The 11,931-nt window shown below is 60.0% G+C and carries 11 protein-coding genes and 1 pseudogene; 10 read left to right on the forward strand and 2 right to left on the reverse strand.

Annotation, left to right across the window (positions count from 1 at the left end; genetic code table 11):
- Window positions 1-206: 206 nt before the first annotated feature.
- Window positions 207-908 (reverse strand): IS6 family transposase, encoded by a 702-nt coding sequence (locus QN397_RS25675; protein ID WP_323502386.1) that lies wholly within the window; start codon window positions 906-908, stop codon window positions 207-209.
- A gap of 711 nt (window positions 909-1,619) precedes the next feature.
- Between QN397_RS25675 and QN397_RS25680 the strand changes: the two genes are divergently transcribed.
- The 5 genes from QN397_RS25680 (at window position 1,620) to QN397_RS25700 (ending at window position 4,621) form a co-directional block, all read left to right on the forward strand.
- Window positions 1,620-2,126, forward strand: a complete 507-nt coding sequence (locus tag QN397_RS25680; RefSeq protein ID WP_323502387.1) for a DUF6789 family protein — start codon at window positions 1,620-1,622, stop codon at window positions 2,124-2,126.
- Window positions 2,123-2,368: a hypothetical protein gene (locus tag QN397_RS25685; protein ID WP_323499518.1), complete on the forward strand. Its 246-nt coding sequence runs from the start codon at window positions 2,123-2,125 to the stop codon at window positions 2,366-2,368. The genes QN397_RS25680 and QN397_RS25685 overlap by 4 nt, the downstream gene beginning before the upstream one ends.
- Before the next feature lie 24 nt (window positions 2,369-2,392).
- Entirely contained in the window at window positions 2,393-3,793 is a 1,401-nt protein-coding gene (locus QN397_RS25690; RefSeq protein ID WP_323502389.1) for a mercuric reductase, read from the forward strand.
- Between the two features lie 81 nt (window positions 3,794-3,874).
- Window positions 3,875-4,390, forward strand: a complete 516-nt coding sequence (locus QN397_RS25695) for a redoxin domain-containing protein (RefSeq protein ID WP_323502391.1) — start codon at window positions 3,875-3,877, stop codon at window positions 4,388-4,390.
- Window positions 4,391-4,435: 45 nt separating this feature from the next.
- Entirely contained in the window at window positions 4,436-4,621 is a 186-nt protein-coding gene (locus tag QN397_RS25700; RefSeq protein WP_323502393.1) for a hypothetical protein, read from the forward strand.
- Window positions 4,622-4,644: 23 nt separating this feature from the next.
- Here QN397_RS25700 and QN397_RS25705 read toward each other — a convergent pair.
- Window positions 4,645-5,336, reverse strand: a pseudogene (locus tag QN397_RS25705) (IS6 family transposase).
- Window positions 5,337-5,755: 419 nt separating this feature from the next.
- Here QN397_RS25705 and QN397_RS25710 point away from each other — a divergent pair.
- The 5 genes from QN397_RS25710 to acs all read left to right on the forward strand — a co-directional run bounded on the left by QN397_RS25710 (window position 5,756) and on the right by acs (window position 11,500).
- A complete protein-coding gene (locus QN397_RS25710; RefSeq protein WP_323499515.1) occupies window positions 5,756-6,286 on the forward strand; it encodes a MarR family transcriptional regulator in 531 nt (176 codons plus the stop codon).
- A gap of 5 nt (window positions 6,287-6,291) precedes the next feature.
- Complete coding sequence (locus QN397_RS25715; RefSeq protein ID WP_323502396.1) at window positions 6,292-7,281, forward strand: alpha/beta hydrolase; 990 nt, start codon at window positions 6,292-6,294, stop codon at window positions 7,279-7,281.
- 154 nt (window positions 7,282-7,435) lie between these two features.
- On the forward strand, window positions 7,436-7,762 hold the full coding sequence (locus tag QN397_RS25720; RefSeq protein ID WP_416352253.1) for a DUF485 domain-containing protein: 327 nt from the start codon (window positions 7,436-7,438) through the stop codon (window positions 7,760-7,762).
- Window positions 7,763-7,803: 41 nt separating this feature from the next.
- The gene (locus QN397_RS25725) at window positions 7,804-9,486 is read left to right on the forward strand and encodes a cation acetate symporter (protein ID WP_323502394.1); all 1,683 of its coding nucleotides are present in this window, start codon (window positions 7,804-7,806) and stop codon (window positions 9,484-9,486) included.
- Window positions 9,487-9,505: 19 nt separating this feature from the next.
- A complete protein-coding gene (gene acs, locus QN397_RS25730; RefSeq protein WP_323499512.1) occupies window positions 9,506-11,500 on the forward strand; it encodes an acetate--CoA ligase in 1,995 nt (664 codons plus the stop codon).
- Window positions 11,501-11,931: the final 431 nt, after the last annotated feature.

Consider the following 11,931-nt stretch of genomic DNA (forward strand, 5'->3'; position numbering starts at 1 on the left):
GACCTGGAGCTTGAACTCCGTTTTGTACTTCTCCATGGGACTCCTTGAAGTTCGTCCAACTTCTGGGGGTCAGTTCAGATTCGTGGAGGCTGATTGGTTTAAGTCAGGCCGTCACCGTGGTGGCTTGACTGGTGAGTTGCCGGTAATAGTTTGGTTCTGTCGCAATAACAGCGCCGGCACGAGCAAATGTGCGGCGCGCGTGTCGCTCAGAAAGCCAGCGAGTAGAACTTCGCTGCTGCGGACGAGGCTTGGCCCTGCGAGCCGTCGTGCTGCCCCTTCTTGATCATGTGCATGGTCTCGATACCGGCGATGAGTGCTCGTGCGCAGCGAAAAGACTTGAAGCCGAGCATCGGCCGCACGATGCGTTTGACGGCCCGATGGTCTTGTTCGACGATGTTGTTGAGATACTTCGACTGGCGCATCTCGATGTCCGCACCGGAGTCGGCTCGAATGCTTTGGATGGCAGCCGTGTTGGCGCCGCTCTTGTCAATCGTGATCTTCTCGGGCACACCGTGCAGACCGATGGCTTGCTCAAAGAAGCTTCGTGCGGCTGCGTGGTTTCTGTTGGCACGAAGCAGGAAGTCGATGGTATTGCCATCGCGATCGACAGCTCGGTACAGATACTTCCATTGGCCGGCGACCTTGATGTAAGTCTCATCCATCCGCCAGCTCGTGCCAACAGGGCGTTTGTGCCGTCGGAACACGGCGGCCAGCACGGGCAGGATTTTGATCGCCCAGCGGTGCACGGTGGCGTGATCAACGACGACTCCGCGTTCGGCCATGATCTCCTCAATGGAGCGCAAGCTCAGCGGGTAAGCCGCGTACCAGCGCACACAGGTCAGCATGATTTCAAGCGGATAGTGCGCCCGCTTGATTACCTTGCGCAACGCCTTGATCATCGCTCTCATCCAGTCGTCAGTTTCACCTCAGCTTACCTGCACCGGCCTTACCGCGACAGAACCGAACGAAGTCCTCGAGCTTGCGCATGGTGAACAGACTCTCGGTGAAGGTGTCGGCGCCGCGCATGGTCTGGGGTTTGATTGCAACTTTCGGGGGTCAACTTACAACGGTTGGGGGCCGTCACGCGTCGACCAACTGCACAGGTATTTCAGCACCCTGCTAGGCCGCAAGGATTGATCGCACGACGGGCGCCTTCCGCCGTGTGCGGATTCCATGCGAGAACTTGGGAACGTTTTGTAGACGTTTGCTGCAGCTCGAAGGAAACGCGCGGTCCGGTATTGGAGTAGCCCTCATCGGTAGCCACCGCTAAAAAACTGATGTGGCAATGATGGCTAACGGCATCCCATGCCTACACCGCCCATTATCGAAAAGTGCATCCTGCTCATACTCGCGGCAGCAATCAAGTAAGACGGTTTCCGACGGCAGCAGCACCTGTACGCCGCAGGCTGCCAGTGCAGCAGGGAGCTGAGCCACGTAATCTTCTCCTACATCCGTATGGGCCGCGTTGGGACTGCGTGCCGCTCCAACGCACGCTAACTTGTCCCGACGAGACCCTTCCTTTCGCCGCCGACGGATGTCGACCGCGCTGACGCCAGCCGAGGTTGGGGGTAGCTTCACAGCGCAATCCAAACCCTCTCTTAACTACCCGGGGTGGACACATGAAAGACATTCCAAAAGGCCTGCTTGCAGGGCTAGCCGCCACCATCGTGCTGTCAGTGCTGATGGTCCCGAAGGCAACGATGGGCTTCATGCCGCAACTCGACCTTCCGCAGATGCTCGCCGGAATGATGGGTTCATCGGACCAGCCCCTCATCGGGTGGATCGTACATTTCGGGATCGGCATCGTGATCTATGGTGTTGCCATCGCAGCTCTCGACTCGAAGCTGCAGGGAACCAGCCGCGTTGGACACGGGATCATGTTCGGCATCATCGGCTGGCTAATCATGATGCTGGTGTTAATGCCGATGGCCGGCGCTGGCCTGTTCGGGATAAACATGGGCATCATGGCTTCGGTGATGACCTTGGTGCTGCATCTGATCTTCGGCGCGGTTCTTGGCTGGGTGCACGGCCGCTTGGCCGCATCAGGAAATGGTTCGAACTCACGGGCTCACGCTTTACTCGACTCGCCCGACGGGGCCTTGCCAAGAAGGTTGGGCATGCAATGAATGCAATAGCCCATGATCCCCAATGCATCCTGCCGGTTGACCTCAACGAAACGCCGCCCGGCATTCAGCCGATGTGCCCATTAGCCGAAACGCGCAAGTTCAATGCGGCCGATTTGCTCGGCTTTGCCGAAAAGCTGACCCTCACTTCGGCGAACGGGGCAATAACAGCCACCACGACGAGGGCTTACGGCTCGTCGCGTTGCGGACGGGATAGTTCCGGGTTGCATTCTGAAAGGCAGTGACGGTCAAAGCATGAGGAGCATCACATGAGCAAGAGTAAACCCGTAATGGAGTTCGACGTGGCCGTGATCGGAGCCGGCCAGGCCGGGCCGGCCCTGGCCATGACGCTGGCCGGGCGCGGTGAGAAAGTTGCCCTGATCGAAGGAGGACTGGTCGGCGGTTCGTGCGTCAATTACGGTTGCACGCCGACTAAGACCCTTCGCAAAAGCGCGCGGGTCGCGCACCTTGTGCGTCGTGCGGGCGACTTCGGCATCCAGGCCGGGAAGGTCGAAATCGACTTCGCGGCCGCCATGGAGCGGATGCAGCAGCGGGTCGACGAGTCGCGCGCCGGGCTCGAAGCATCCATCGCCGGGCAGGATGGCTTGACCTTGCTGCGGGGCTGGGGCGCTTTTACAGGCCGAGCCGGCGACCGGTTCGATTTGACCGCCGGTGACCAGGCGCTGCGGTCCGCGCGGGTCTTCCTCAACACCGGCACCCGTGCGTCCCTACCGCCCCTGCCGGGCATGGATGATGTGCCGCACCTGGACAACGTCAGCCTGCTGCAGCTGCGCGAGTGTCCGCGCCATCTAATCATCATCGGCGGCAGTTACATCGGCCTCGAAATGGGGCAGATATTTCGCCGGCTCGGCAGCGAAGTTACCGTGATCGAGGCCGGCCCGCGCATTACTGGCCACGAAAACCAGGCGGTCTCCAAGGCCCTAACCGAGATGCTGCAGGAAGAGGGCATCCGCTTCCACACCGGCAGCGAGGTCGAGCGGGTCGAGCGGGCGGAGAAGAGTTCCGGTGCCGGGATCGCCGTGACGGTGGGTGGACAGCGAATAGAAGGCTCGCACCTGCTGATCGCCACCGGGCGCAGCCCGAACACCGGGCGCCTCAACCTGGCTGCGGTCGGGGTCGAGACCGACGAGCGCGGCTTCGTGCCGACTGATGGCAAGCTGCAAACCAATGTGCCGGGCGTCTGGGCAGTCGGCGACATTAACAAGCGCGGTGCCTTCACCCACACCAGCTACCAAGACGGCCAGATCGTGCTGGCCAATCTCACGGGCGGCGCGCGTTCTGCCGACGGCCGAATATCGACCTACGCGATGTACACCGATCCACCGCTGGGCCGGGTCGGCCTGTCGGAGGCGCAGGCCAGAGAGTCGGGCCGCGCTACGTTGGTGACAAATTTTCACATGAAGGACGTCAGCCGGGCTAAGGAGGAGAGCGAGACCGCTGGCCTGATGCAGATCCTGGTCGACCAGCAAAGCGAAGAGATCGTTGGTGCCTCGCTGCTGGGGTTCGGCTGCGACGAGGTGATCCAGGTGATCAGCAATTTCATGGCCACCGGCGCCCGATACCAGGTGCTGCGCGATGCCCTGCCGATCCACCCCACAGTCGCCGAATTCCTTCCCTTCCTGCTGGACAAGGTCGAGCCGCTGGAGTAGCTCCGCCCGGCTGACGCTCCGCACGGCTGAGCAGCGCAAGCTTCGCATTTTTCTTTACCTCACTTTTTTAAAGGAGCTTCAATGTCACCGTCCCGCCTTACCGCCGGGTCCCCCTTTCCCTCACTCGACTGGCCTGCTGTTGGCGGCGGCCGCGTGAACCCTGCAAAGGGCGACGGATGGCGACTGCTGGTCGTCTACCGCGGCAGGCACTGTACGCTGTGCAAAAAGTACCTCGCCACGCTCAACGAGATGCTCGATGACTTCAAGGCCGCCAACATCGATGTTTCCGTCCTGTCGACCGACGGCCTGGAAAAGGCAAGCACCGAGTCCGAGGAATGCGGCTGGAAGTTCCCCGTTGGTTACGAGCTGAGCGTCGAGCAGGCCAGGCAACTGGGCCTGTACGTCTCGTCCCCCCGTTCACCGCAGGAGACCGACCATCCCTTCGCCGAACCGGGTGTGTTCGTCATCACTCCCAGGGGCGAGGTGCAGATCGTCGACGTCTCTAATGCGCCCTTCGCACGCCCGGACCTGCGGTCTCTGCTGGACGGCATCCGCTTCGTCATCGAGAAGGACTACCCGGTGCGCGGCACTGCCTGACGGAAGGCCGATCATGGTCAACCCTCCGAGCTTCAGGATCCCCGCATGCTTCGCGCCAAGGTCCTGATCTTCGACGCCAACCAGACCTTGGCCGACCTGGCGCCGTCCTCCACGTCGATCTCGATGTCGACCCCGCCGGACCATTCCTGTGGATGCGCGAGGGCGGTGCACCGCTTCATGGCCCAGGGCATGGCGCCTGTCGGTTCTGTCGCAATAGGAGAGCGAGGTTGAGACGGGAGCTGGAGTGGCTGGCCTCAAAAGGCCAGAGAGTAGAACTCGTCCGCAGCGGACGATGCTCTGTCTTTGAGCGAATCGAGCTGGCCCTTCTTGATCATGTGCATGGTCTCGATGCCTGCGATGAGCGCGCTAGCGCAGCGAAACGACTTGAATCCGAGCATGGGTCGCACGATGCGTTTGATCGCCCGATGGTCTTGCTCGATGAAGTTGTTGAGATACTTCGACTCCGCATCTCCATGTCCGCGCCGCTGTCAGCACACATGTCAAGGATCGCCGCCGTGTTGGTGCCGCTCTTGTCGATGGTGATCTTCTCGGGCACGCCGTGCAGGTCGATGGCACGCTCGAAGAAGCATCTCGCCGCGGCGACATCGCGGTGTGCACGCAGCAGGAAGTCGATCGTGTGGCCGGCGCGGTCCACCGCCCGGTACAAGTACTTCCACTCGCAGCTGACCCTGATGTGCGTTTCATCCATTCGCCAGCTCGTGCCGACCGAGCGCTTGCGCCGCCTCAAGACGGCGGCAAGAACCGGCATCATCCTGACCGATCACCGATGAATCGTGGCGTGATCGACCACAACCCCACGCTCGGCCATCATCTCTTGGATCTGTCGCAGGCTCAACGGGTACGCCGCTTACCAGCGAACGCACACCAGCTTCACCTCAATGGGGTAGTGCCGCCGCTTCAAAATCCTGCGTAGTGCTTCGTTCATCTTGCTCTTGCCCAGCGCTTCAGCTTACTCGTCGCTTCTTACTGCGACAGAACTAGAGCTACACGATGCTCACGCTCAACACCACCCGTTGATTCGCCGCATGCCCAAGCCCGATCCCGTGTTTAGACCGGACGCCCAGGACAAACGCAGCGTGATCCCGATCGAGGCCGGTGACGTCGACCAGTGGCTAGCCGGCACCGTCGCAGAAGCCCAGAACTGTCCAAGATTTCATCCGCATCCCACTGGGATCGAGGTCCAACCGCCGCAGACAAGTGGGAAGAGTTCGGACACTCTCATCAATTTCTCTTGCACCAAATAATATTGCATGCAATACTTTATATCGACATCCGAATGCCACTAAATCTTGCATTTCGCGGCGTTTGCATCTACTTCGAAATTGAGACCCAACACCACTGACCATGGTCACTTCAAAATCTGTAGTCCCATCAAATTCACGGCCGCGCGGGGATGGGTTCACGGAACTGTTTCTGGACGAGCAGTTGTGCTTCACGCTCTACGCCACGTCCCTCGCCATGACGAAGGTCTACCGGCCGCTGCTCACTCCGTTGGGGCTGACCTATCCACAATATGTCGTGATGCTCGCGCTGTGGCAGCACGGTGAAATGACTGCAGGCTCGCTCGGAGAACAAGTCGCGCTTGATTCAGGGACGCTGGTGCCCCTTGTTCGCAAGCTGACAACGCAAGGGTTTGTGAAGCGCGAACGCAATCCTGCTGATGACCGCTCCGTCCTGATCGCGTTGACGGCTGCCGGTCGCAAGCAAGTCAATGGCGCAAAGGTCGTGAAAGACAAGATAGCTTGTGCCACGCAGTTCACGGCTGCGGAAAGCCAGACTCTCATGCTTAGTCTTAAGAAACTGCGCGCGGCTTTGACAGGCAGCGCCGCAACTTCCAGTCTCCCTGTTGTCCAACCCATCACCCGAAAGAAATGAAAATCATGTCTTTATCAAAGTCGCCCGCCAGCGCGATTTCTTCGCGACGCAAACTGCTGCTGGGTGGTGCTGCCGCTGTCGCCGCTGTTGCGCTGCCAGTTGGCGCTGCTGCAACCGACAAAGCTCGTTCAGCCAGTGCGAGCTCGCAACTCCACGCCGGCGCAAAACACGCTGCCAACATCTTCATCACGAAGGACGGTACTCAGATTTATTACAAAGACTGGGGCTCGGGCCAGCCGGTTGTGTTTTCGCATGGATGGCCGCTGACTGCAGATGCCTGGGAGCTTCAGATGGTTTATCTGAGCGAGCGTGGCTACCGCACCATTGCCCATGACCGGCGTGGGCACGGAAGGTCCGGCCAGCCCTGGAGCGGCAACGACATGGACACTTATGCCGACGATCTGTCCACCCTGATCGAGACCTTGGACCTCAACAGCGTGATTTTGGTGGGTCACTCTACGGGCGGCGGCGAAGTCGCCCGCTACATCGGGCGCCACGGCACAAAACGTGTGGCCAAGACAGTGCTGCTTGGCGCTGTACCGCCCATCATGCTCAAGACGGACGCTAATCCTGGTGGCTTGACGATAGACGTATTCGATGGCATTCGGGCGGGCGTGCGCGCTGATCGTTCCCAATTCTTCAAAGACCTGACGGTTCCGTTCTATGGCGCTAACCGACCCGGCGCCAAGGTGTCTCAGGGCCTGAAGGATTCGTTCTGGCTGATGGGGATGCAGGGATCCCTGAAATCCGAACTGGATTGCATCAAGCAATTCTCCGAAACCGACTTCACGGAAGACCTGAAAAAGATTAATGTCCCTACCCTGATCGTGCACGGCGACGATGATCAGATCGTGCCGATTGCCGACTCCGCGCTGTTGTCAGCCAAACTGGTTTCGGGATCTGTCTTGAAGGTGTACCCAGGTGCTCCCCATGGCCTTGCTAGTACGCATCAAGACCAATTCAACGGCGATCTCCTCGCCTTTATCAAGAGCTGAACCTACAAGGTTTTCTTAAAGTGGGCGGCAATCGGTGCCGCCATACAGGCAATGGGTCAGCTCACAGCCGATGATAGATGTCGTCGAGTGGGCCGACGGACAAACATGCTTTTGCGACTTCCCAACAATTCAATAACAGAGACAAACCATGCTCATGCCAGATATTGATGTCGAGACGGACCCCAACATCGAGCGCATTCGCTCGCATCCTCAGTATCAGGTCCTGCGCTCGAAGCGCAACCGGCTAGGCTGGACACTGACGATTGCAATGTTCATCGTGTACTACGGTTACATCGCATTGATTGCCTTTGACAAGGCATTTCTCGCCCGGCCCGTAGGCGCCGGCGTCACGACTCTGGGCATCCCAATCGGTGTGGCCGTGATCGTCTTTACGGTAGTCATCGTGGGTTACTACGTTCGACGGGCAAATAGCGAGTACGACGCGATCACCTCGCGCATCCTGAAAGAGGCCTGCAAATGAAAAACCTTTTTCGAATCTTCTCGGGTGTGGCGGCTACCGTTATGGCGAGCACCGTGCTGGCGGCAGGCCCGGACCTGGGCAGTGTGGCCAAACAGCCAACCAACTGGACAGCCATCGGCATGTTCGCCCTGTTCGTCGCGTTCACTCTTTGGATCACCAAATGGGCTGCTGCAAAGACGCGCTCTGCGTCGGACTTCTATACCGCCGGCGGCGGCATCACCGGGTTTCAAAACGGCTTAGCAATCGCCGGCGACTTCATGTCGGCCGCCTCATTTCTGGGCATCACGGCTGCAGTGATGGCGACCGGTTACGACGGCCTGATTTACGCAATCGGGTTCCTCGTTGGCTGGCCGCTCATCACTTTCATGATGGCCGAGCGCCTGCGCAACCTGGGGAAGTTCACCTTTGCCGACGTAGCGGGCTATCGCTTCAAACAGGCCCCCATCCGTGCTTTTGCTGCCTCAGGCACTCTGGTGGTCGTCGCGTTCTACCTGATCGCGCAGATGGTTGGCGCGGGTCAACTGATCAAGCTGCTGTTCGGCCTCGAGTACTGGGTGGCCGTGGTAATCGTTGGCGCGCTCATGATGGTCTACGTCCTGTTTGGCGGAATGACAGCCACGACGTGGGTGCAGATCATCAAGGCAGTGCTGCTGCTGTCGGGCGTCACCTTCATGGCGATCGCAGTGCTCGCGCAGTTCAACTTCAGCCCCGAGTTGTTGTTCGCCAAGGCGGTGGAAGTCAAGACAGCCATTGCCGCCAATGGAGGCGCTTCGTCCGAGGCGGCAGCTAAGACCGGCCTGTCGATCATGGCACCGGGCGGCTTCGTGAAGGACCCAATCTCGGCGATCTCCTTTGGCATGGCGCTGATGTTCGGCACGGCGGGCCTGCCCCATATCCTGATGCGCTTCTTCACCGTGCCTGATGCAAAGGAAGCACGAAAGTCGGTGTTTTGGGCGACCACCTGGATCGGGTATTTTTACTTGCTTATTTTTATCATCGGTTTCGGCGCCATCACGCTGGTGCTGACTAATCCGGAGCTTGCCGATACCGCTAAGGGCATCATCCGGGGCGGCGCGGGCACCGCGAACATGGCTGCCGTGCTGGTGGCCAAATCAGTCGGCGGCAATGTCTTCTACGGCTTCATCTCGGCCGTGGCCTTCGCAACGATCCTTGCCGTGGTCGCCGGGCTGACCCTGTCGGGTGCCTCGGCCGTGTCGCACGACCTGTACGCCACGGTTTACAAGAAGGGCAACGCCGACAGTGCATCGGAGTTGCGGGTCTCGCGCATCACCACGGTCGCGCTCGGTTTGGTGGCCATCGTGCTGGGTATCGCGTTCGAAAAGCAGAATATTGCCTTCATGGTGTCGCTGGCGTTTGCCGTTGCCGCCTCGGCCAACTTCCCTGTGCTGTTCCTCTCAGTGCTTTGGAAAGACTGCACGACGCGCGGCGCTGTGGTGGGTGGCTTCCTGGGTCTGATTTCTTCGGTGGGGCTGACCATCGTCTCGCCCTCGGTGTGGGAGTCCACCTTGGGCCACCCCGTGGGCTCAGCGCTGTTTCCGTACACATCACCGGCCCTGTTCTCGATGACGATCGGCTTTGTCGGCATCTGGATCGTTTCGTTGCTCGACCGCAGCCCACAAGCGGCAAAAGAACGCGCGGCTTTCGGCGCCCAGCAAGTGCGCTCGGAGACCGGCTATGGTGCGTTCGGCGCGTCGGGTCATTGACCACTTAAAGGCAATTCAGATGACAACCAACACCGTTCAAAGCGACGCCACCGTTCAACCAGTGGTCTATCCTCCGCCCGCCGAACTGGCACGCACTGCGCACGTCGCCGGGCCGGCAGCGTACGCCGCGCTGGTGGCAGAAGCAGAAGCCGATCACGAAGCTTTCTGGGCGCGCCAGGCGAATGAAATGCTGACTTGGCACACCCCGTTCACCAAAGTCCTGGACGCGAGCGACGCGCCGTTCTTCAAGTGGTTCGAGGATGGAACGCTCAACGCGTCATACAACTGCCTTGACCGTCAGGTCGAGGCGGGCCTGGGCGCCAAAGTGGCGATCATCTTCGAGGCCGACGACGCACAAGTTACTCGCATCAGCTACAGCGCGCTGCTTGCACGCACTTGCCAACTCGCCAATGCCCTGCGGGCACGCGGTGTCGGGCGCGGGGATCGCGTTGCGATCTATTTGGGCATGTCGATCGAAGGCGTCATTGCGATGCAGGCCTGTGCGCGCATCGGCGCCATCCACACGGTGATTTTTGGCGGTTTCTCCGCGCAGAGCCTCCGCGACCGCATCTCCGACACCGGTGCCGTCCTAGTGATCACAGCAGACCAGCAGTTGCGCGGCGGCAAGCAACTCCCACTCAAAGCGATCGTCGACGAGGCGCTGGCGCTCGAAGGCTGCGAATCGGTGAAGGACGTGTTTGTCTATCGGCGCACAGGAAACAGCATAGCTTGGCGCACCGGACGCGACCACTGGCTGCACGACGAGATGGACGCACAGCCCGTTACCTGCGAACCTGAATGGGTGGGCGCCGAGCACCCGCTGTTTCTGCTCTACACCTCGGGCTCGACTGGCAAGCCGAAGGGCGTACAGCACTCGACTGGGGGCTACCTGTTGCACGCTGCGCTCACGACCAAATGGACCTTCGACCTGAAGCCTGAGGACATTTTCTGGTGCACGGCCGACATCGGCTGGGTTACCGGCCACACCTACATTACGTACGGTCCGCTGGCGCTCGGTGGCACGGAGATCGTCTTCGAGAGTATTCCAACCTACCCAGACGCTGGGCGTTTCTGGAAGATGATCGAGGACCACAAGGTGTCGATTTTCTACACCGCGCCGACTGCGATTCGTTCGCTGATCAAGGCGGTTGAAGGCAATGCCGCGGTACACCCGGATCGCTACGACTTGACCAGCCTGCGCATTCTGGGTTCGGTAGGTGAGCCGATTAATCCGGCCGCTTGGGAGTGGTACCACATGCACATCGGTGGGGGCCGTTGCCCCATCGTCGACACCTTCTGGCAGACCGAGACCGGTGGTCACATGATCACACCCCTGCCCGGCGCCGCGACGCTGGTACCGGGGTCCTGTAGCCTGCCGTTTCCCGGCATTGCTGCCGCGGTGGTGGACGAAGCCGGCCACGATGTGCCCAACGGCAATGCCGGCATTCTGGTGATCAAGAAGCCTTGGCCGGCCATGATTCGTACCATTTGGGGCGACCCCGAGCGCTTCAGGAAAAGTTACTACCCGGAAGACTTCCAAGGGCGTTACTACTTGGCGGGTGACGGTGCCGTTCGCGATGCGACGACAGGCAACTTCACCATCACCGGTCGCATGGATGACGTGCTCAACGTGTCCGGACATCGTATGGGCACGATGGAAATCGAGTCTGCACTGGTGTCGTGCACCGATCTGGTGGCCGAGGCCGCGGTAGTCGGACGACCCGATGACACGACGGGCGAGGCGATCTGTGCCTTTGTCGTGCTCAAACGCTCGCGTCCAACCGGCGAGGAAGCCAAGGCCATTGCAAAATTACTGCGCGACTGGGTTGGCAAACAGATCGGACCGATTGCCAAGCCCAAGGACATTCGATTCGGCGACAACTTGCCAAAGACGCGCAGCGGCAAGATCATGCGGCGACTGCTCAGATCGGTGGCAAAGGGTGAAGAAATTACACAAGACACTTCGACCCTCGAGAACCCTGCGATTCTCGAACAGCTTGCCGAGTCGAACTGACAGCTTGCGCTGCGAAGCGGTCGTCCGGCACGGATAGGCAATCGACGGCTCTGGGCCTGCTTTGAGACATTCAACCCGGCCTAATGCGGACGGTCGCATGAGTAAGAAACGGCCAACTGACTTGCCCATGCAATGGGAACATTTCGCCAAGTGTTGAAGCCACTAAACTAGTTCACTGAATCAGAAGATTTGGCGGTATCGACGATTCGGATTGTCGTACTTCTACTTGATCGACCTGGGGTCGTTGTTATGGGCCATGATGTAGCGCATGAGCTTCTTGTTCAGGTCCTTGACCGATGCGAAGATGCCTCGGCTCATCACGTCTCGCTGGATGCGCGAGAAGAGTTTTTCACCGCAGCAATGCGCACAGGGCCGCGTCGGCGGCATGCACATCGGCCAGCACCGTATGCCGCAGCCGAGCCATCAGCCAA

The organism is Variovorax sp. RTB1, from assembly GCF_035018765.1.
In the GTDB taxonomy this organism is placed as follows: Bacteria; Pseudomonadota; Gammaproteobacteria; order Burkholderiales; family Burkholderiaceae_C; genus Variovorax.